This is a genomic window from Pseudomonas sp. NGC7 (assembly GCF_047159675.1).
In the GTDB taxonomy this organism is placed as follows: Bacteria; Pseudomonadota; Gammaproteobacteria; order Pseudomonadales; family Pseudomonadaceae; genus Aquipseudomonas; species Aquipseudomonas kermanshahensis.
This window is the reverse complement of sequence record NZ_BAAFZY010000001.1, coordinates 2,693,525-2,715,224: the sequence shown is the minus strand read 5'-3', so window position 1 is coordinate 2,715,224 and position 21,700 is coordinate 2,693,525. Positions and strand designations below refer to the sequence as shown.

Sequence of the window (21,700 nt, the reverse complement as noted above, 5' to 3'; positions counted from 1 at the left end):
TCAATAAAGCATCCAGCCCTCCACGGATGGAAGCCATCATACAGATCCGACTTCTGATGGTAGTCAGGTTGGTGGTGGAGCGAAGCGGAGTAAGTGACATAATTCGTGTATTCCACCGCGCCTATTGATCACGAAGAGAGCACTTCAAATAAGCGTCAAACGCTTTTCTTCACAAGTTTAACCGAAGCCAAAACATTCTTCGGATCTTCACGCTCCAGTAGCGCGATCTCAATGATTTGCCGGTTCTCGACGGTCAGTAAAACATAGCTAATTGTCATCTCCAGAAGGAGTTGATTAATTGTGAAATATTCCAAGCTTTCATCCACAGAACTATCCGATTGATGCTCTGCGGAGGCTTCAACAAGCTCACCCAATAAGTCCAAAAGTTCAGCCAACGTCAGCCCATTGAACCCAAGACTTCCTCCATCGTGCTCATCACCTAGATTATCGCCATCTGCTGCATAGCAATAACTTTTTGGATAGAACGTCCTTGCCACTACCACATTACCGATTAGGTTAATCCATAAAGCCATTTTCCCATCTTCAACATAGTATTTCTTGATTTCCGCCGCCATCACACACCTCCACACAAAATAAAAAATCAGCGCTTTAAGCGTAACCGAAAACATCTCCCACACCAATTATCCAAAAACGGCTTATTGATTGCAACTAGCAAAAATGATAGTGCTCACGATTTGACCGAATGACAATGCTGAGCTACCGAAACGCACCTTCTAGGCGGACACATTACCTGGCGTCGCTGGAAAGCCATACACATCCATGGCGGCATACTTTTTGAATGATGGGAACGTACTCAGTCTAGGGTCCAGACCTTCAAATACCGAATGAGGACCAGGAGAATCGCGCTGTCTAAAATGAAACCTAAGTCCATACAGGCGTAATGGGTTGCCCAAACTACCGGCCCCGACTTAACGGTAGGACAATGAATCGAGCCTCGGCAACCTCACCGTTAGCGCGTCATCCCCAGTTCGGCATCATCCATCAGCGCCTTGGCCAAGGCGCTTAGATAATGTGAGGCCCAGATCAGTTGGGGGTTGTCGTCCATTACGCCGGCGATGGTCAGGTCTCGCACAACGCCCATCAGTTCTGAGGCTTGCTCACGGGCGTCTTGGCAAGGGATGCCGGGCTCGATGCAGAACAGCGGCTGGGTCTTTTTTTCGCCCTGGTAGAACTTGGTCTTGCCGACCGTGGTTGGGGCTTTGTTGGCGTCTGTGGTCATTGTTCGGTCTCCCTGAAATTTCACCGCCTGTTCGGGCCTCTTCGCGGGGCAAGCCCGCTCCCACAGGTATACACAGGCCTTGAGACCTGCGGTGTACCTGGACTGCCCCCAGAAAGTTGGACAGTTTCAGCTAGCAGCCTGAGCCCTGTAATCAACAGGGCTCAGGCCGTTAAGCCTTAGCTTGATGCGGTCGAGCGGTGTCCCTCCTCCTCCCTTCAAGTCCTACCATACAAGCGAGCGTTGCTCGCGATGCGCCGCGCGGGCGGCGCTCGATCTCACAGGCGCCGCCCCACCCAAAGCCGTGCACCTAGACGCCCGCCTGCAACCTAGGCGAATGCGCCACCAAGGTCCGGGTATAGCCATCAACCGGCCGCCCAAGCACCTGCTCAGCCTCCCCCTCTTCCACCACCCTGCCCTGGCGCAACACCAACACCCGGTCGGCTATCGCCCGCACCACGCCCAAGTCATGGGTGACGAACAACACGGTCAGCCCTTCACGCTGCAAACGCCGCAGCAATGCCAGGATCGACGCCTGCACCGACACATCCAGCGCCGAGGTAATCTCGTCGCAAACCAACAGCCGTGGCTCACAGATCAACGCCCGGGCAATCGCCACGCGCTGCCGTTCTCCCCCTGACAGGCTGTGCGGATACAGATCGGCCACACGCGCCGGCAGCGACACCCGCGCCAGTACCGCTTCGACCCGATGACGCGCCTCATCGCCACGTACAGCGAAGAAATGCGCCAGGGGCGCGCTGAGGGTCTGCGCGATCGTCTGCCGAGGGTTCAACGCCCGGTAGGGGTTCTGGAACACGTACTGGATCTGGTGACGCAGCCGCGCATCCCGTTGACGCGCGGTGAACGCCAGCGGCTCGCCGCCGTAACGCAGTTGCCCCTGAACGTTCTCGCCTAACCCCGCGATGGCCCTGGCCAGGCTGGTCTTGCCCGAACCGGACTCGCCCACCAGCGCCAGGCATTCGCCTTGCGCTACCTGCAGTGAAACATCGAACAGCACTTGGCGGTCGTAAGCCACATCCAGCCCCTGCACCTCCAGCAACACCTCTGCACTAGGCGACGCTGCTACCTCGACACCCTGCTCGCCGAGGGGCAGCGGCTCACGGTAGGGCGCCAGGCAAGCGACTTGCTGACCGCCCTCGAACGCCAGCAGCGAAGGCTCGATCACCGCACATTCGGCACGTCGCCTGGCACAACGAGGGGCAAACGCGCAGCCCGCAGGCCGCTGCCCCGGCGCTGGCGCATGGCCGGCGATGGCTTGCAGCGGCTGGCGTCGGGCAATATCAGGAATGGCCGCGAGCAAGGCACGGGTGTAAGGGTGTGCCGGTGCTTTGAACAAGGTTTCGCGCCCCGCCACTTCCACCAGCCGCCCGGCATACATCACCATCACCCGGTCAACCAGGTCGCGCACCACGGCCAGGTCGTGCGTCACGTACAACGCCGCCACACCGTGCCCCCGGCACAGGCGCTTGAGGGTTTCCAGCACATGCGCCTGGGTGGTCACATCGAGCGCCGTGGTCGGCTCGTCGAGCACGATCAGTTTCGGCCGCAGAACAAACGCCAGTGCCAGCATCACCCGCTGTTGCTGCCCCCCGGACAACTGATGAGGAAAACGCCGCAGAAAGGCTGGGTCGTCTGGCAGGCCGACATCCACCAGGGTCTCATTGATGCGTTGCTGCAATGCATCTGCAGTCAGCTTGGGCTGATGCGCCAACACGGTTTCACGCAACAAGGCGCCTATGCGCAGAGCCGGGTTCAGCGCTGTGGCCGGGTCTTGGGCGACGTAGCCCACCAACCCGCCCCGCGCCAGGCGCAAGGCTTCGCCCTCAAGCTCCAGCACCGCCTGCCCCGCCACCGCAATGCGCCCGCCGGTAATCCGCGCACCTTGCCGCGCATGGCACAGCAAGGCCGTGGCCAGGGTGGTCTTGCCCGAACCGGACTCGCCCACCAACCCCACGATCTCTCCCGCCGACAGGCTGAACGAGACATCGGCCAGCACATCGACCTGCCCCGCCAGTTCCACCCGCAGGTCGCTGACTCGCAACACGTCGCTGTCGACTTTCAACGCCGCCGTCATGGTTGCTTCTCCCCAATACGTGCACTGACCCGGCCGATACCTTCCGCCAGAATGTTGGTGCCATAGGCGAACACGGCAATCAGCAGCGCCGGTGCCAATACTGCCCAGGGCTGCACCAGCAGGCCGGCCTGGTTTTCGTTGATCATCAGCCCCCAGTCCGCCGCCGGCGGCGCTACGCCATAACCCAGGAAGCTCAAGCCCGAGAGCATGCCCACCGCCCAGGTCAGCATGTTGCCGAAATGCACCAGCAGCGGCGTCAGGATGTTCGGCAGGATTTCGCTGAACAGGATGCGCCAACGTGAGTAGCCCATCATCTGCGCCGCCTCGACGAACTCCTGGCCCGCCACCGCCACAGCGCTGCCACGCGCCAGGCGCACGACCCCTGGGGTAAACGCGATGGCCACGGTCAACACGATCAACCACGGCGCACGGCCGAGCATCGAAACGATCAGCAGCACCAGGATCAGGTCCGGAAAAGCCAGCGAGACATCCGCCGCCCAACTGATCGCCTGGTCCAGGCGGCGGCGCGAAAAACCGGCCAACAACCCAAGGCTGCCGCCGACCACCAGCGCGAGGGTGGCCGCCGCCACCGACATCCACAGCACCGACACGCCCCCGCTGAGCAAGCGAGACAACAGGTCGTGGCCAAGAAAATCATGCCCCAGCGGCGCATCGGCATTCGGCGGCCCATACACCGGCCCGACCATGGCCGTCGGCGCATGCGGCGCAAGCCAAGGGCCCAGCAGCGCCAGCAACATCACCAGCGCGGTAATCACGGCGCCGCGCCGCACCTGCGGGTCGGCCAGCCAGCGGGTCTCAGTCATGGGTTGCCTCCTGGGCAGGTGTACGGCGTGCGCGTCGCCACCACGGGCGAATGCCGCGCCGGTTGCGGCGGATCATCTTGACCCGGCGCGCGGTGCGCAGCTTGGGGGTGAGCAGGACAGTCAGCAGGTCGGCCAGCAGGTTGATCAGCACCACGGCCAGGGTGATGACCAGCACCACGCCCTGGATCATTAGCAGGTCGCGCATTTGGATCGCCGCATTGAGGGCCGTGCCGATGCCGGGGTAGCTGAAGATCACTTCGGCCAACAGTGCGCCGCCGACCAGCGTGCGCAGGGTCAGCGCCACGCCCTGGATGGCCGGGGTCAGGGCGTTGGGCAAGGTATGGCGCCAGACGATGCGCCGCTCCGGTATACCGCGCAAGCGTGCGGCCACCACGTAGTCGGACTCCAGCGCCTCGATCATCGAGGCGCGGACCATCCGTGTCAGGTACGGCAGCGCCGACAGGCTCAGGGTAACCACCGGCAGCACCAACGATGGCAACTGCCGCCACAAGGGCAATTGCGGGTCGAGGATCGACACCGCCGGCAGCCAGCCCATGCCGGGCATGGAAAACAACAGCACCAGGCCAATGGCCAACAGAAAGCTAGGCGTAGCCTTCAACAGGATCAAGGCCGACAACCCCCAGCGGTCCAGCGGCCGGTCACGGCGCAGCGCCAGGCTCACGCCCAGGGTCAGCGCCAGTGGCACCACCAGCGCCAGCACGCCGGCCAGCAAGGCCAGGGTGTGGCCGAGCCGCCCGAACAGCAGCTGTGCCACCGGCACCTGCGAGTCCAGCGAGATGCCCAGGTCACCGCGCAATGCCGCCCCCAGCCAACGCAGGTACTGCACCAGGATCGGCTGGTCGAGGCCCAGCTGGCGCTGCAAGGTCACGATGCTGTCCAGTGGCGCATCGGGGCCAAGGATGACCCGCGCCGGGTCCGAGGGCAGCGCCTGGGTGGCGATGAACACCACCAGGCTGATGACCCAGGCGGTTAGCAGGCCGTAGCCCAGACGGCCAATGAACCAGGCCAGCCAGGCCGGCGTACGTGGGGAACGGTGAGCGTGATCAGGCATGGTTCAACCAGAGTTCGTCGAAGCGCCAGGAGGCGAAGGTGGTCTGTTCGGGGGCGAGCCCGCCGACCTTGGCGGACGCTGCATCGAGCACGTCCGAGAAGCCCCAGATCAACAGCCCGCCACGTTCGTGTTGGATTACCTGGGCCTCATGTACCAAGGCCTTGCGCCGCTCCAGGTCGGGCTGCGCCAGCGCCTGGCCGTACAGTTCGGTAAACCGTGGGTCGTGAAAATTGCTGCGGTTGTAGATGGCTTGCGGCGCATCGTTGTGCAGCGCCGAGGCGAGGAAACCGCGGGCCGGCGTCGAACCCGGGGACAGCTGCCACTGCTCGCGCTGTGGGCCATTGAACACCGAGCCGTCGACCTGGTTGACCTTGACCTGCACCCCCGCCTTCTGCGCCTGCTGGGCAAACACCAACGCCGCGTTTACCCCTGGCCCTGGTGTAGTGGTCAGCTCGACACGCAAGTCGTCCTGCCCGGCCTGGCGCAGCAGTGAACGGGCCTGATCAAGGTCGTACGGGCGCTGGGCGATCGTGTGGTTGTAAGTCGGGTCGTGTGGCGAATACAGGTCGTTGGCGATACGGCCGAAACCATTGAGCCCACGCGCCACCAGCTCTTGCCGGTCGGCGAGCAGGCGGAACGCCTGGCGCACACGTACGTCCTGGAATGGCGCCTTGGCCAGGTTCAGGTTGAAACCGGTAAACGAGGTGCTGGGCGAAGCGTACAGGCGCAGGCGCGGGTCAGCCTTGAGCAAGGCACTGTGCTCGGCCTGCACCCCGCTGGCCACGTCGATCTGCCCTGCGCGCAAGGCCGCCGCACGCGAGACCTGGTCTTTGAATTCGATGATCTCCAGCTCATCCGCATAAGGGCGGTTGGGTTTGTAGTAGTTTTCGAAGCGGGTGTAGAGCGAGCGTTGGCCAGGGATGAAGCTTTTGAGCTTGTAGGGCCCGGCGCCGACCGGGTTGGTCAACGGATGATAATCGGTCGGCACGATGCCGCCGAAACTGATTAGCGTTTCATCCAAGGGATAGAAGCTTTGCCCCTGCTTGAAGCGGATCTCGATCGTACGCGCATCCAGCTTGCGCAGCGCCTGGCGGTCGATGGCGCCGACCAGCCCGGCAAACGGCGAGGCCAACTGCGGGTCGGTCAAACGCAGGATCGAGAACAGCATGTCGTCGGCGGTGATGCTTTTGCCATGGTGAAATTCCAGCCCTGGCTTGAGGCGGATGGTCCAGGCACTGGCATCGGCATTCGGCTCGGCGAACTCGGCCAGGGCCAGGCGCGTGCTGACATCCGGGTTCCATTCCCAGAACTTGGCGTACAGCGCCCAGCCGCGGATGATGCCGCCGCCCACCGGCTTGTGCGCATCGAGGTTGCCCGCCTGGTCACCGTCGATGATGCCCACGCGCAACCGCCCACCCTGTACCGGCGTGGCGGGTAATGCGATACCGTCAGCCGTGGCAGCGGGTGCGCCGCCATCGCAGCCGCTGAGCAGCCCGCCACCGAGCAGCAGGCCGCCCCCGACGGCCAGGCTGTTGCCGAGAAACACCCGGCGCGAAAACTCACTCATCACCTTCTCCTTACGCCGGTTGGGCCACGGTCGGCTTAGTGCGGGCGCTCAGGCGCGGCACCTCGAACCCGTGGTCCAGGTCGAGCAGCGGGAACAGCAGGTCGGCCACCCGGTGGGCCTCATCGATCAGCGGGAAGCCCGACAGGATGAACGCCGACGTGCCTTGGGCTTCGTACTCGCGGATGCGCTCGGCCACCTGTTCGGCGCTGCCGACCAGGTAGGTGCCCGCAGCCGGACCAAGGATGTTGAAGCCGAACAGGCTGGGGCCCAGCCAGACGTTGGGGTAGATCTCCAGCTCGCGGGCAGTGGGCAGGCGCCCGGCGCGAATGCTGTCGAGGTTGCGCTGAATGCGCGGGTCGTCGCTGACGTAGGTGTCCAGGGTCTGCCCTGCCGGCAATTGACGCTCGATGGCCGCGCGGGCGGTGGCCAGCGAAGTGCGCTGCAGCAGGCGTTCGGCATGCGCCCAGGCTTCTTCTTCGGTCTCGCGCACGATGACTTGCAGGCGTGTGCCGTAGGTCAGCTCGCGGCCGATTTTTGCTGCCTCGGCGGCCACCCTGCGGAACTTGTCGCCTAGCTTTTGCGGGGTATCGGCAAAGCTCAAGTAGACGTCAAGTAACTGCACCGAATGGGCCACGCCTGGCGCCGATGTGCCCGCGCCCCAGAGCGGGATGCCAGGCTTTTGCTTGGGTGGGTGCCAACCGCCCAAGGGGTGGCTGGCAGCCGCAGGTGAGCGTGGCGAGAGCTTGACGTAACGGCCGTCGTAGCCTGCCGTTTCACCGGCGTAAAAGCCCTGGAACGCGCGCCAGTATTCCAGGCTGAAGTCGTAACGTTCATCGTGTGGGTAATGCACGCCCAGCGTGGCCAGGCCGACGTCGTTGCCGTTGACCACATTGAACAGCAAGCGGCCGTTGGAAAACTGGTCGAAGGTCAGTGCCCACTTGGCCAACACCGCAGGCGACAGCTCGCCTGGGTGTTGTGCGACCAGAAAGCGCAGGCGTGACGTGGCGTCGATCAGCGCGGCCGATACCGCAAGGCTTTCGTTGGGGCTGGAGCCGAGCAGCGAGCCGTAGAAGCCCAGGCGATCGGCGGCGATGGCCAGTTGCTTGAGGTGCTCGAAGTCGGTTTTCCAGCGGCCTTCGGGCTCCCAGGGATAGGGGCCGTCGGGGGTGGTGAGGTACCAGAGGATTTTTACTGCCATGGGAGTGGTCCTTGCTTGGAGTGAAATACCAAACTGTCACTCGTCCCCCTGTAGGAGCAGCCTTGTGCTGCGAAGAGGCCAGTCCAGGCGCAGCAACTGCATCTGGCGGGCCGGCCTCTTCGCAGCACAAGGCTGCTCCTACAAAGGAGGGCGTGGTGGGCTTGGAACTGCGAATCAGCTGCGTCGATCGATACCCGGCACCAGCCCCAGCTCGGTAGCGTGCTCGTATAACCCACTCATCTTCCACTGCTGCGTCAGCACCCCTGGCCCATAGGGCCGCGAACCGCCCAGCGCATCGGCCAGCAGCTGAATCTGCGCGCCTTCTTCCAACAGCAGGATGAACTCAGCCGTCGCACGCAGCCCCTGCTTACCCCACACCGTGGAGCCGCCATTGGCTTCGAGAATGGCCAGGTTGAAGGGGTTTTCGGCGATCTTGTCGAGGATGAAGTCCACCTCGGCCTGGCGCCGGTCGATGTACACCGGCAGCTCCCGCGCCAGCTGATAGCGCTGCACCGGCACGTAGTGGAACGGCAAGGTACGGTGGGTCTGGGCCCAGGCGCCGAGGTACGGGCTGTGCACATGCGAGATCGTGGTGATGTCAGCGTGGGTCTGGAACAGTTTGGTGTAGCGCCCCAGCCCGCCTTTACCCTTGCCGACGATCACGTTGCCGGAGAAGTCGGTCACGGTCGCCTGCAGCGGTTTGCGGTGGTTCCACGGGCCGCCGTAGTTGACGGACACCAGCAGGTCTTCACCGGGCACACGCTCGATGAAGCCGACAGTGCCATTGGCGGTGATGGTGTTGGTCTCGCGGAATACGGTAAACGCCGCTTCGGCTTCGGCGACCACCTGGTCGATGAAAGCTTGCAGTTCGGCAGTGACGGGGCGTTCGTTGATCAGTACGGTCATGTTCAATCTCCGGGGGCGGATGCAAGGTCAGGCGCGGCGCTGGGCCAGCAGTTCATGGGCAGCCTGCAGGGGCCGTGGGTCGACCCAGTCGGCGATGCTGAAGTCGGCTTCGAGGAAGCCATGCAGGTAGAGAAAGTCCTTTTGCGTGCCCAGAAACGCCAGGCGTTGCTCGGACAGGTCCGGTGCCAAGGTGGTGTGGAACGCGCCGCGATAGGCTTCGGCAACACCCTGGCTGCCGGCGCGGGTCTCGTCCTCAAGGAAGCTGTTGAGCGCATCGCGGTTGCCGGCCGCCCATTCGGCAGCGCGCAGGGTCTGGGCCAAGAAGCGCGCGACCAGCTCGAAGTGGTTGTCGATCAGGCTCTGGTGCACGGTGATCGGCCTTGGCGTGCCGTTGTTGATGCGGTGGCGCGGGTCGGCTAGCAGGTCGAGATCGACGCCCACCACCAGGCCCAGGCGACGCGCCGCATCGGCAGCGGCCGCGCCCTTGACGTAGACGGCATCGACCTCGCCGCGCGCCAGGTAATCCAGGCCCGACCACAGGCGCTGCAGGCCCAGCTGCGGGGTGGCGGCGCTGGCCTGGTCGAGCAGCGCCACTTCCACCAGTTGCACGTCGTCCAGGTGCAGGCCGGCCGAGGCCAGGGCGCCTTTGTAGCCGTGCAGGCTCATGGCCCGGGCGATGCTGCCGGGGCGGCTGTCAGCCCAGGCCGGCAGGGCCAGGCGCTTGCCGCGCAGGTCGGCGGCGTTGCGGATGCCTGAGTCCGGGCGGACCAGGATGGTCTGCCATTCCTCGATCCAGGTCAGGCCGATCAGCCGGCTCGGTGAGCCCGCTGCACGGGCGGCCAAGGCCGGCACGTTGCCGCCTTCGCGAAACAGCCCCGGGAGCTGGTGATCGTAGTGGTGATGGCCAAGCTGACGGGTTTCCTGCAGGGTCGAGACCGGCAGGCCGTCGGGGGCGAATTCTTCGTCCAGCCAGCCCAGCTTGTAGGCGATGCCCGAAGCGGTGGGCACCGGGCAGCGGGTAAACCAGATGCGGTCCAGGGCAGTGGGGTCGTCGGTTTGCGTTGCGGCAGTAGCGAGTGTCATGGGGTGGCTCCTTGGGCGTCGTGAAAGCGCTATTGCAGCGTGCGTGCCAACCGCTGGAGGCCTTGATTTACGGGGACTTGAGTGTCATTTACAGGCGTTGGGTGCTGGGCACGGAGCAGGATTGCGGGCGGGGTGCTGCCAGATCAGCAGGCGAGCTGTTGCTGGGGCAGCAGGCGCGGCCCGAAGCCAAGCAACACGGGGCCTGGTGAGTCATGGCAAAGAACTTGCTCAAGGCTATGGGACCGCGGTGCGGCCATTCGCGGGCAAGCCCGCTCCCACAGGACCTTCATTGCCCTTGAAACCGGCACTTCACCTGTAGGAGCGGGCTTGCCCGCGAAGCAGGCGCACTGGCCCTTGAAGACCCTTGCGAGACGACCCATGAGCGCCATCGAACCCAGCCCTATCCACCGCCTGACCAGCGAAGCCGAAGCCATCGCCGCCGCCCGCGAGGTCGCCGCGCAAATCGCCGTGCTCGCCGCCGACCCCAGCAACAACGGCCAGCTGCCGCGCCGCCAGGCCGACCTGCTGTCCAGCAGCGGTCTCACCGCCATCGCCGTACCGGCCGAATTCGGCGGCCTTGGCGCTTCGGTGCAAACCATCGTCGAAACCGTGCGCCTGATCTCCACCGCAGACGGCGGTGTCGGCCAACTGCTGCAGATCCACAACGTGATGCTGCGCGGCATCTTCACCAGCTACGCCGACGACGTGCGCGACCGCCTGATCGCCGACGTATTGGCCGGCAAGCGTTTCGGCAATGCCTTGGCCGAGGTGGGCGGCAAGAACAAGTTCGCCCTGAAAACCTGGGTCGAGCGCCGCGCCGATGGCAAGCTGGTGCTCAATGGCAGCAAGTTCTACTCCACCGGCTCTTACCTGGCCGACTGGATCTCGCTGACGGCCGCCAGCGAAGACGGCGGCGTCGGTGTGCTGCTGCACCGCGACACCCCTGGGCTGACCCTGGTCGATGACTGGCAGGCCTTCGGCCAGCAGAACTCGGTGAGCGGCACGGTCAACTTCGACGAGATCGTGCTCGACGAGCGTTACCTGTCGCGGCGAACCGGCCCGATGAAGCGCACAGGGCTGACCTTCCCGCAGATTCTTCATGCCGCCATCGACACCGGTATCGCCGCCGGCGCGCTGCAGGCAGGCGTCGACTACCTGCGCGAGCATGCCCGGGCCTGGGTGGAAAGTGGCGTGGACCGCGCCAGTGACGAGCCGCACGTGATTCGCCAGATTGGCGAGTACGCCGTGGCGCTGCGCGGTGCCGAGTCGGTACTGCGCGATGCCGCACGGGTGTTCGACGCGCATGAGCGCGACCCGGAGGACAAAGCCCTGCAGGATGAACTGATTCTCTCGGTGGCCACTGCCCGCGCCCACTCCGATGCGGCGTCACTTAAGATCTCCAGCGACCTGTTTTCCCTGCTCGGGGCCAGTGCCTCGTTGAGCAAGTGGAACCTCGACCGCTTCTGGCGCAACGCCCGGGTGCATACCACCCATGACCCCATTCGCTGGCGGCTGCACAACGTCGGCAACTACTACCTCAATGGCGCCGACCCAGGGGAGTACACCGCCGTGCTCAATGCCAAGGAAACCCAGGGCGCAACGCGCCGTTGAACCTAACCCTGGGGGCCGCTGCGCGGCCCATCGCAGGCAAGCCAGCGCCCACACACCAAGCCACGCCACCGTCACTGTGGGAGCTGGCTTGCCTGCGATGGGCTGCGTAGCAGCCCCAGTACCGAGCCTCTACATGAACCACCCTCTTCTTCGCGCCCTGGCCATCTACCGTGAAATGCCCTGGCGCTTCGGCCTCGTGACCGCCTTGTACATCGCCGGCAACCTTGGCCTGGTCTGGCAGCAATGGCTGATCGGCCACGCGGTCGACGATGTCAGCGCTGGCCGCGCTGTGGTACGCCTGCCCGACGGCAGCCTGGATGCCGCCGTGGCCTGGCACTGGCTGTGGCTGCTGCTGGCCATCGCCCTGGGCCGTGGTGTGCTGCAATACGCCGCCGCGGTGCTGTCGCTGGTGCTTAGCCAGGCGCTGCTGACGCGCCTGCGCGAGCGCATCCTCACGCAGGTCCAGCGCCTGCACCTGGGCTACCACTGGCGCCACGGCATGGGTGAACTGGTGACCCGCACCACCCGCGACGCCGACAAGGTGCGCGATGCGCTGATCACCTTCTGGCGACAGATCATCGAAACCCCCTTGGTGGTAATGGCCGCCGTGGGGCTGCTGAGCTGGTATGACCCACTGCTCGGCCTGGTGCCGCTGCTGTTGACCGGGGCCGGGCTGTGGCTGTTCGTCGTGCAGACCGATCGCCTGGTCACGCTCGATCGCGCCGTGGGCGCTGCCTACGACCAGGTCAGCCAGGACCTGGCAGAAGGCATCGGTGGCGTGCGCGTGATCAAGGCGTTCGGCCTGGAGGGCCAGCGCATCGAGCGGTTCGCCCACCAGGTTGGCGTGTTCACCGGCCACGCGCGCGCGGCCCTGGCCTATGCCAGCTCACGCATCCCGCTGCCACAGGCGGTGGTAGCGCTGGGGCATGTGTGGGTCCTGGTGTACGGCGCCCACCGCGTGGCGGCGGGCGCGCTGGGCATCGGCGAGCTGGTCACTTCGCTGCTGGTGGCCACCACGCTGGTGTTCCGTATCGAAGGCATCGGCCGGGTCATGCAGACCTTCGCCGATGCCCGCGCCAGCGCCGAGCGCATCTGGCAACTGCTGGACGAGCAACCGGCGATCCTTGGCGGCCAGGCCACCCTGCCCCCTGGGCCATTGGGCCTGAAACTGGCCCAGGTGCGCGTCAGCGCCCCTACGGGCGAGCGCGCCATCCTGCAGGACTGCTCGCTGACCCTGCAGCCCGGCGAGGTGGTGGCACTGGTCGGCGCCACGGGCACCGGCAAGAGCCTGCTGGCCAGCCTGCTGCCGCGCCTGGCCGACGTGCAAGGCGGCGCCGTGCTGGTCGGCAGTGACGCAATGGGCTGGCAGGATGTGCGCGCGCTCGACCTGGCCGACCTGCGCCGACGCGTCCAGGTGTTGCCGCAAGAAAGCTTCCTGTTCTCTGACAGCCTGGCGGCCAACCTGCGCCTGGCGGCAGCCAATGCCAGCGCCGCTGAGTTGCGCGAAGGGCTGCGCCTGGCGGCGGCAGACGATGTACTCGAACGCTTGCCCCATGGCCTCGACACGCCGCTGGGCGACCGTGGCGTGACCCTCTCCGGCGGCCAGCGCCAACGCCTGTGCCTGGCCCGCGCACTGCTCGGCGCGCCGGACATCCTGTGCCTGGACGACGCCACCAGCGCCCTGGATGCCCTGGGTGAGCGCCAGGTGCTGCACAACATCCGCCGCCTGCGCGGCGACACGGGCCAGGGGCCGACTTTGCTGCTGATCACCAGCCGCCTTTCGACCCTGCTGTTGGCCGACCGGGTACTGATGCTGGAAAACGGCCGCATCAGCGCCAGTGGCAGCCATGCCGAGCTGAGCGCGAACAATGCCCACTACCGCGACCTGCTGGGGATCGACCATGAGTAATGCACCCAACAAGGCCCCCAGCGATATCGAGATCGAGCAGCACCTGGCGCGCCAGGCCCTGGACCGTGGCATGTTCCACCGCCTGTTGCCGCTGCTGCGGCCCATTCGCCGGCAGATCCTGGCGGTGATCGGCATCGAACTGCTGCTGGTGTTCACCGTGTTCCTGCGGCCCTGGTTCGTCCGCGAGCTGCTCGACAAGGGGTTGGTGGCCAGCGCCGATCACTGGTTGCTGGACGAACGCCTGGTGCTGTGGCTCGGCCTGGGCCTGGCGGCCAGCTGGCTGGGGCGCTTCCTGCTGGCAGGCGTGTCGCAGTTCATTGCCGGGCGGGCGGCGATCCGCGTGCTCAACGACCTGCGGGTGAAGGTGTTTGCCCACGTGCAGGCGCTGTCGGTGAGCTACTTCGACCAGACCCGCGCCGGGCGCATCATTTCTCGCGTTGACCGTGATGTCGATGCGCTCGAACCGTTGTTGGTGCAAGGCCCGCCAGAGCTGCTCGGCGCCCTGCTGCGCTGCGGCCTGGCGGCGGTGATGCTGTGGCGCATCGAGCCGAGCTTCTTCTACAGCCTGGCCGCCACGGTGCCACTGCTGGCGTTGGCCACCTGGCGCTTCAAACGGGTGTCGCAACGCAACTGGGCCAAGGTCGCCGAACAGCGCAGCCGCTTCACCGCGCACCTGGTCGAGAGCGTCAGCGGCGTGCGCTTGATTCAGCAATGTGGCCAGGAACAAAAAAACCAGGCGCGCTACCGGCGCCTGCTCGAGGACTTCAACCAGGCCCTCATCCGCGGCAGCCTGCGTGCCGGCTGGTTCGCGCCGTTCACGGCACTGTTGAGCACGGCAGGCATGGCCGTATTGCTGCTGGTAGGCGCCCACGGCCTGGCCGAAGGCAAGGTGACAGTCGGCCAGGTGGCCGAGAGCCTGTTCTACGTGTTCCTGTTCCTGGGGCCACTGCAGGAGCTGTCGGACCTGTTCGAGCGCTATGCCACCGGCAGTGCGTCGGCGCAGCGGATCTTCCTGCTGCTCGACACCCGCTCACAGGTACTCGACCCGCCATCACCCCGCCCGCTGGCCAGGGCAAGTGGCCAGGTGGACTTCGAGCAGGTGGGCTTCGCCTACACCCCAAACGGCCCGCGCCCGGTGATCGATGGCCTCGACCTGCACATCCGCGCCGGTGAAGTGTTGGCCATCGTCGGCCCGTCCGGGCATGGCAAAAGTACCTTGGTGCAGTTGCTGACGCGTTTCTACGAAGTGCAACGCGGCGCCGTGAAACTGGACGGCATCGACCTGCGCGAACTGGCCCAGCATGACCTGCGGCGCAACGTCGGCGTGGTGCTGCAGGACAACGTGCTGTTCAGCGGCAGCATCCTCGACAACCTGCGCCTGGCAGCACCTGGTGCCGACGATGCACGCCTGGTGGCAGCCGCCCGCGAACTGGGTGCAGACGAAGTGCTCGAACGCCTGCCGCAGCGCTACCACACCGAAGTCGGGCCCCTGGGCGCGCACCTGAGCCATGGCCAACGGCAACTGGTGTGCCTGGTGCGCGCCTACCTGGCCGACCCGGCGGTACTGGTGCTCGACGAGGCCACCTCGGCGGTGGATGTGCACACCGAGCGGCGTATCCAGCAGGCCTTGCGGCGGCTGTGCCAAGGGCGCACGGCGATCATCATCGCCCACCGCCTGGCGACCATCCGCGATGCCGACCGCATCGCCGTGGTCCGCCATGGGCAGGTGGTGGAGCAAGGGGCGCATGCCGAGCTGATTGACCGGGGTGGGGCTTATGCGGCGTTGTATGAGGCCTACCTGCGCAGTGCCGGGGAGGTTGTGGCCGAGAGGGGCGAGTCGTGCCAGGTGTAAGGCTTGTGAGGTGCGGCGCCTGATAGATCGAGCGCCGCCAGGTGTAAGGTTTGGGAGGTGCAGCGCCTGGGAGATCGAGCGCCGCCCGCGCGGCGCATCGCGAGCAACGCTCGCTCCTACGTTTGTTTTCGGCCAATAACGCCTGTGACAGGCGCGCGCGAACGCCTTGTTTTTTCGACGCGATACCGAGCCATGCGCCAAGGCGGTCGCGCGCGTTTGCCCCAGGAATGATTGGCCCGAAACAAACGTAGGAGCGAGCGTTGCTCGCGATGCGCCGCGCGGGCGGCGCTCGATCTCCCAGGCACCGCAAAACTCAAGCCCTGCCCCCGCAGCCCCCATGCTGCTCTCCCAGCATCCACTGCTTCCCGGTTGCTGCCACAGCAGCACCCCGCCCCTCTCCTGCACCGCAAGCCCCCGCCGCACAAGCCCAACGCCACGCATGGCACAGCCGTTGCACCACCCTCCCCATCCGCACAACCTCCCCTTCAGGAGCCCCCATGACCACCGAATTTTTCTGGCGCCTGCCCTTGGGCACCGATGGCCCGCAGTTGTCCACCGACCGCCACAACCGTGGCAACCCGCAGCACCGCCCCGGCAACATCGCCCCCGGTCGCCTGCCCAACGGCGAAAGCGACGGCTTTACCTACATCGACTACATCGCCCAGGTGGCCAAGGCCGCCGAGCTGGCAGGTTTCGAGGGTGCCTTGCTGCCCACCGGCCCCGAGCCGTGGATCGCTGCCGCAGCGCTGGCCCGCGAAACCCGCCGCATACGCTTTCTGATCGCGTTCCAGGCCACCTGGACCTTGCCCGCCTATGCCGCACAGCAGGCTGCGATCCTGCAGAACCTCAGCGGTGGCAGGCTGGACTGGAACATCATCACCGGCGGCAACCCGGCCAGCCAGCGGGCCAACGGCGACTTCCTCGAACATGACCTGCGCTACAAGCGCACCGGTGAGTTCCTCGACGTGATCCAGGGCCTGTGGGCGCAGGACAAATTTTCCTACGACGGCGACATCTATCGCCTGGAAAACGGCAGCCTGCCACCCGGCCTGCAACACGAGCGCAAACCGGGCGTGTACTTCTCCGGGTTTTCCGATGCAGCGCTGGACGTGGCGGCGCGCCACGCCGATGTGTACCTCAACTGGGCCGAGCCGATCGACACGCTCAAACCGCACATCGAGCGGGTCAGGGAACTGGCCGACAAACAAGGGCGCACCGTGCGCTTCGGCCTGCGCGTCGACCTGTTCGCCCGTGAGACCGAGGAGCAGGCCTGGCGGGAATTGCGCCAGCAGTTCGAGCGCCTGGAAGGCAAGGCCAGCGCCTCGGCCAAGGGCTTCGTGACCGGCTCCGACTCGGTCGGCGGCGCTCGCCAGGCGGCCTATCACCAAGGCTTGCAAGGCTTCGACGAACTGATCCTGGCGCGCAACCTGTGGGCCGGCTTCGCCAAGGCCAAGCCCGGCCCGACCGTGGGCCTGGTGGGCAGTCATCAGAACATCGCCGAGCGTCTGGCCGAGTACCGTGATGCGGGTTTCAGCACGTTCATTCTGGCCAGCAACCCGCACCTGGAAGAAGCCTTGCGCATCGGCCAGGAAGTGCTGCCCTTGGTGCAACAGGCTGCCGCCACCACCCCCTTGAAGGCCAGCGCCTGAACCCGACGGAGCCGGAACATGAGCACACCCCTCGATACCCTTTGGTACACCCGCTGTCCAGTCCCCACCGGCCTGGGCATCGCCGTGCAGCAAGGCTGGCTGCAGGATGACCTGGCCAGCCTTGGCACCCAGGTACAATCCCTGCGCGAAGCCGACCAGCAGGCCGTGCGCGAATCGCATTTTGACCACAGCCTGCTCAACTCGGTCCGCCACGGCGGCAGCATCCCGGCCATCTGGGCCCGCGCGCAAGGCCGCGAAACCCGTGTGATCGGCCTGTCTTGGGCCGATGAAGCGCAGTTGATCCTGACCCGCCCGGACAGCGGCATCCACACGGTCAAGGACCTCAAGGGCCGGCGCTTCGGCCTGCCCGACTGGGCCTCGGCGCAGATCGACTTCACCCGCGCACAAGCCCTGCGCGGGCTGGAAAACGCCCTGAAACTCGAAGGCCTGCAAGTGGGCGACGTCGCGCTGGTCAACTACCGCTACGACGGCACCTTCAGCGACCGCCCAGTGCGCAATGTGGCGGGTACACCGGTGTCCAGCACGCAAAGCGAAGGCCGCAACCTGGAGTTGGCCGGGCTGTTGCGCGGCGAGGTCGATGCGATCTTTCTCAAGGGCGCGAGCGCCGTGCAACTGGCCCATGCCTTTGCCCTGCACACGGTCATAGACACCGGCAGCCACCCCGACCCGTTGATCCGCAGCAACAACGGCACGCCGCGCACCCTCGCCGTGGACAGCCACCTGTTGGCGCAACACCCGCAGGTGGTGCGCACCCTGCTTTCGTCCGTACTGCGCGCCGAACGCTGGGCCCACCAGCACCCGGACGAAACCCGCCGCTACCTGGCCCGTGAAACCAACAGCAGCGAATACTGGGTCACGGTCGCGTACGGCGCCGATGCCCACCTGCGCCTAAACACCCGCCTGGATGACCAGGCCATCGACGCCCTGCAGGATTTTGTCGAATTTCTCAAACGCTGGCGCTTCATCCCCAACCGGTTCGAGGTACGTGACTGGATCGCCCGCCAACCCCTGGACCACTTGCTGGCCCCCACTCCCCTGGACAGGAAGCCCGTTACCCCATGACCAAGCCATTGGAAACGCTCTGGTACACCCACAGCCCCGTGCCCACCGGCCTCGGCATTGCCGTGCAATCCGGGCGCCTGGCCGAGGCCTTTGCGCCGTTCGGCACCAACATCCAGTCGTTGCGCGAATCCAGCGAACGGGAAGTGCGCGAAGCCCACTACGACCACCACCTGCAGAACTCAGTGCGCCACGGCGGCAACATCCCGGCAATCTGGGCCTACGCCAGTGGTGTCGAGACCCGCGTGCTGGGGTTGTCGTGGAGCGATGAAGTGCAACTGATCCTGACCACCGAAGAAAGCGGTGTGCGCAGTATCCGCGACCTGAAAAACCGCCGCTTCGGCTTGCCCAAGTGGGCCAATGTGCAGATCGACTTCACCCGCGCCCAGGCCCTGCGCGGGCTGGAAAACGCGCTGAAGCTCGAAGGCTTGAGCGTGGCGGATGTCGAACTGGTCGACTACCCCTACGGCGGTACCTACAGCGACGACGCCAAGCAGCACCTGTATGGCGCCGAAGTGAGCCTGGACACCAGCCGTTTCAGCCGCCGCAACAACGAACTGATCGGCCTGCTGCGCGGCGACATCGACGCGATCTTCCTCAAGGGCGCCCATGCGGTGCACCTGGCCCACGAGTTTGGCCTGCGTGTAGTCGTCGATACCGGCAGCCACCCCGACCCGCTGATCCGCAGCAACAACGGCACACCGCGCACATTGACCGTGGACCGGCATTTGCTGGAAGAGCACTTCGATGCCAGCCGTACACTGGTCGACACGGTGTTGCGCACCGAGCAGTGGGCGTGGGCCAACCCGGAAGAGACCCGGCGCTTTCTTGCCCGTGAGCTGAACACCAGCGAGTACTGGGTGGCGGCGGCTTATGGCGACGATGCCCACCGGCGCTTGCGCACGACCCTGGACAGCCGCTCGATCGATGCGCTGCAGGACTTTACCGAGTTCCTGTTCAGGTGGGGGTTCATACCGCGCCGGTTCGATGTGCGGGAGTGGATCGACTTCAGCGTGCTGGAGCGTGTGATCGGCTCGACTTCGCGGTTGGCTGTGTGACCCTGGGGGCGCTATGCGCCCCATTCGCGGGACCAGCCCGCTCCCACAGGTGCGGCGCTAGCCTTGGAGGCTACACAGTTCGGGTGGGAGCCGGCTTGCCGGCGATAGGGCCGCAACGCGGCCCCAACACGCTCAACCAAACGCTGCTGCCCCAGCAGCACCCGCCAAGCACCCCACTGCTGCCCTACCGGCAACAGCCCCCTAAAAAACCAATTAAATTAATATAATTCAACAACTTACAAACATGGCACAGTCCCTGCTCTAGCTCTCCCCAACAACGCTTTACATACGGGGAGATTCACCATGCACCAGCTCCACCCACTGGCCCGCCATATCAGCCTCGCGCTGCTGCTGGCCGGCACCGGCGGCCAGGCCGTCGCCGCCAACGAAGACGCCAAGACCGAGCCCGCCCTGGAAACCGTCACCGTCACGGCCCAGCACCGCGAGCAGACCCTGCAGGAAGTCCCGGTCGCCGTGTCGGCGATCAAGGGCACCAGCATCACTGCCGACGGCGTGCGCTCGATGGGCGACATCACCACCTTCGTGCCCAACGCCTCGGCCAAGAACCCCGACGGCGATGGCCGGCCGCGGTGGTACATCCGTGGCCTGGGCACCGGTGACACCGGCGCCGCGACGGTCTACCCAGTGGGCATCTACGCCGACGACGTCTACCTCAATGCACCGATCGCCGGCGGCGGCCCGCTGTTCGACCTCGAACGCATCGAGATCCTGCGCGGGCCGCAGGGCACCCTGTATGGCAAGAACACCACGGCGGGCGCGGTCAACGTGATCTCGAAGAAGCCGACCTTCGACACCGACGGCTACGGCACGGTCGGCGTCGGCAGCAAGAACGAACGGATCCTCACCGGTGCCATCGGCGGCGCGCTGGTAGACGAAAAACTGGCCGGCCGGGTGTCGCTGTACTCCGAAGAACGCGATGGCTTCCAGCACAACGACTTCGACGGCAACACCTATGGCGACGTCAACAAAAAAGCCATCCGCCTGCAGTTCCTCGCCCAGCTCAACCCCGACCTGGACGCCTTGCTGAAGCTGCACAGCCGCCAGTTCAAGGGCGATGGCAGCAACGGCGCACTGCCGGTGGGCCGCTACTACAACGTCGGTTACGAGCGCCCCAATGGCCGCGACATTTCGCTCAACGTCAACGAGGACTACCGCCTCGACCACGACGGCGCGTCGCTGACCTTCAACTGGTACCTGGGCGACTACACCCTGACCTCGATCAGCGCCTACGACTACATCCGCAACCGCTCGACCAGCGACGCCGACTACACCCCGTACGAGGTCAACGGCGCGTCGATCACCGACAACAGCTACCGCCAGTGGTCGCAGGAGCTGCGCCTGGCATCGCCGGAAGACCGCCCGCTGCACTGGCTGGCAGGCGCGCACTACTTCCATGAAGACCTCGACAGCGCGGCCCAGCGCATCGTCACCCCGGGCCCGACACCCAACGGCACCGGTTCGAACCAGGTCGGCACCACCGCGTTCCGCGACCTGGGCTATGACCACCGCACCGACAGCTACGCGCTGTTTGGCAACCTCACCTACGACTTCACCGATGACTTCAGCGTGACGGGTGGCCTGCGCTGGACACAGGAGAAAAAAGACATCGACCTAGACCTGACCCAGTTGACCCGCACCACCGCCAACGGCCCGCTGATCCCGCTGGCAGGCGTGGGCACCAACGGCAATCGCCAGGAAGACAAGACTTGGGAAGCCTGGACTTACGACCTGACCCCCGAGTACCGCATCAACGACAATCTGCGGGTGTTCTTCCGCTATGCCCATGGCTTCCGCTCCGGCGGCTTCAACACCGGGCTATCGACCAGCCTTGCACAGCTGACCACAGTGGACCCGGAAGAGCTGGATGCCTACGAGTTGGGCCTGAAATCCGAGTGGTTCGACCGCCGCCTGACGGTTAACGCCAACGTCTTCTACTACGACTACAAGGACATTCAGGTGAACCTGCTGACGGTCAACAACGGCGTGCTCACCACCGCCTTGACCAACGGCGCCAAGGGCAAGGTAAAAGGGGCGGAGCTGGAGATCGAAGGCCAGCCGACCGACCGTCTGCACGTACGAGCGGCGGTGTCGTTCCTCGACACCGAATACACCGACTTCAAGAACACCAACCCCACCACTGGCGCGGTGACCGGCGACTACAGCGGCAACAGCTTCGTGCGCTCGCCGCGCAACGTGGTGTCGCTGGGTGCCGACTACACCTTTCCGTTGCAGGTCGGCGGCAAGCTGGTGGCCGGCGGCGACGTGAGTTTCCGCGACAAGGAATACTTCCTTGCCGACCGCCAGAGCAGCGCTGACGAAACCCTCAGCCAGCCCCACTACACCCTGGCCAACGCCCGCCTGACCTGGTTCAGCCCCGACGACAAGCTGAGCGTGACCGGCTTCGTCAACAACCTCACCGACCGCCGCTACCAGGTGCATGGCCGGCCTAACGGGACTGCCGGGCAGTACGTGATCACCTATGGCGACCCACGCACGGTCGGGCTGAGTGTCACCAGCCGCTTCTGATTTTTCTGCCTT

At 65.3% G+C, this 21,700-nt stretch carries 16 protein-coding genes; 7 read left to right on the top strand and 9 right to left on the bottom strand.

Annotated features, from left to right (window positions below; genetic code table 11):
• Positions 1-155: 155 nt before the first annotated feature.
• The 9 genes from ACMCNM_RS12280 to ACMCNM_RS12240 form a co-directional block, all read right to left on the bottom strand.
• A complete protein-coding gene (locus ACMCNM_RS12280; protein ID WP_412764441.1) occupies positions 156-575 on the bottom strand; it encodes a hypothetical protein in 420 nt (139 codons plus the stop codon).
• Positions 576-970: 395 nt separating this feature from the next.
• Positions 971-1,240, bottom strand: coding sequence for a DUF3077 domain-containing protein (locus ACMCNM_RS12275; RefSeq protein WP_412764440.1), 270 nt, complete (start codon positions 1,238-1,240; stop codon positions 971-973).
• Positions 1,241-1,547: 307 nt separating this feature from the next.
• The gene (locus tag ACMCNM_RS12270) at positions 1,548-3,332 is read right to left on the bottom strand and encodes a dipeptide ABC transporter ATP-binding protein (protein WP_412764439.1); all 1,785 of its coding nucleotides are present in this window, start codon (positions 3,330-3,332) and stop codon (positions 1,548-1,550) included.
• The gene (locus ACMCNM_RS12265) at positions 3,329-4,156 is read right to left on the bottom strand and encodes an ABC transporter permease (RefSeq protein WP_274887366.1); all 828 of its coding nucleotides are present in this window, start codon (positions 4,154-4,156) and stop codon (positions 3,329-3,331) included. Before ACMCNM_RS12265 ends, ACMCNM_RS12270 begins: the two co-directional genes overlap by 4 nt.
• Entirely contained in the window at positions 4,149-5,228 is a 1,080-nt protein-coding gene (locus tag ACMCNM_RS12260) for an ABC transporter permease (RefSeq protein WP_412764438.1), read from the bottom strand. Before ACMCNM_RS12260 ends, ACMCNM_RS12265 begins: the two co-directional genes overlap by 8 nt.
• Entirely contained in the window at positions 5,221-6,795 is a 1,575-nt protein-coding gene (locus ACMCNM_RS12255; protein WP_412764437.1) for an ABC transporter substrate-binding protein, read from the bottom strand. The genes ACMCNM_RS12260 and ACMCNM_RS12255 overlap by 8 nt, the downstream gene beginning before the upstream one ends.
• 10 nt (positions 6,796-6,805) lie before the next feature.
• Positions 6,806-7,993, bottom strand: coding sequence for an LLM class flavin-dependent oxidoreductase (locus tag ACMCNM_RS12250; protein WP_412764436.1), 1,188 nt, complete (start codon positions 7,991-7,993; stop codon positions 6,806-6,808).
• Between the two features lie 174 nt (positions 7,994-8,167).
• Positions 8,168-8,899 (bottom strand): class II aldolase/adducin family protein, encoded by a 732-nt coding sequence (locus ACMCNM_RS12245; protein ID WP_412764435.1) that lies wholly within the window; start codon positions 8,897-8,899, stop codon positions 8,168-8,170.
• A 27-nt stretch (positions 8,900-8,926) separates the two neighbouring features.
• The gene (locus tag ACMCNM_RS12240; RefSeq protein ID WP_412764434.1) at positions 8,927-9,982 is read right to left on the bottom strand and encodes an ABC transporter substrate-binding protein; all 1,056 of its coding nucleotides are present in this window, start codon (positions 9,980-9,982) and stop codon (positions 8,927-8,929) included.
• 378 nt (positions 9,983-10,360) lie between these two features.
• Here ACMCNM_RS12240 and ACMCNM_RS12235 point away from each other — a divergent pair, with 378 nt between their 5' ends.
• The 7 genes from ACMCNM_RS12235 to ACMCNM_RS12205 all read left to right on the top strand — a co-directional run bounded on the left by ACMCNM_RS12235 (position 10,361) and on the right by ACMCNM_RS12205 (position 21,688).
• Positions 10,361-11,593, top strand: a complete 1,233-nt coding sequence (locus ACMCNM_RS12235; protein ID WP_412764433.1) for an acyl-CoA dehydrogenase family protein — start codon at positions 10,361-10,363, stop codon at positions 11,591-11,593.
• A 133-nt stretch (positions 11,594-11,726) separates the two neighbouring features.
• Positions 11,727-13,502 carry an ABC transporter ATP-binding protein gene (locus ACMCNM_RS12230; protein ID WP_412764432.1) on the top strand — a complete coding sequence of 592 codons (1,776 nt, stop codon included), beginning with the start codon at positions 11,727-11,729 and terminating at the stop codon, positions 13,500-13,502.
• Entirely contained in the window at positions 13,495-15,354 is a 1,860-nt protein-coding gene (locus ACMCNM_RS12225; protein ID WP_412764431.1) for an ABC transporter ATP-binding protein, read from the top strand. Before ACMCNM_RS12230 ends, ACMCNM_RS12225 begins: the two co-directional genes overlap by 8 nt.
• 497 nt (positions 15,355-15,851) lie before the next feature.
• Positions 15,852-17,003, top strand: a complete 1,152-nt coding sequence (locus tag ACMCNM_RS12220; protein WP_274887359.1) for an LLM class flavin-dependent oxidoreductase — start codon at positions 15,852-15,854, stop codon at positions 17,001-17,003.
• Positions 17,004-17,021: 18 nt separating this feature from the next.
• Positions 17,022-18,086, top strand: coding sequence for an ABC transporter substrate-binding protein (locus tag ACMCNM_RS12215; RefSeq protein ID WP_412764430.1), 1,065 nt, complete (start codon positions 17,022-17,024; stop codon positions 18,084-18,086).
• Complete coding sequence (locus tag ACMCNM_RS12210; protein WP_027593764.1) at positions 18,083-19,141, top strand: ABC transporter substrate-binding protein; 1,059 nt, start codon at positions 18,083-18,085, stop codon at positions 19,139-19,141. The genes ACMCNM_RS12215 and ACMCNM_RS12210 overlap by 4 nt, the downstream gene beginning before the upstream one ends.
• 303 nt (positions 19,142-19,444) lie before the next feature.
• Complete coding sequence (locus ACMCNM_RS12205; protein ID WP_412764429.1) at positions 19,445-21,688, top strand: TonB-dependent receptor; 2,244 nt, start codon at positions 19,445-19,447, stop codon at positions 21,686-21,688.
• Positions 21,689-21,700: the final 12 nt, after the last annotated feature.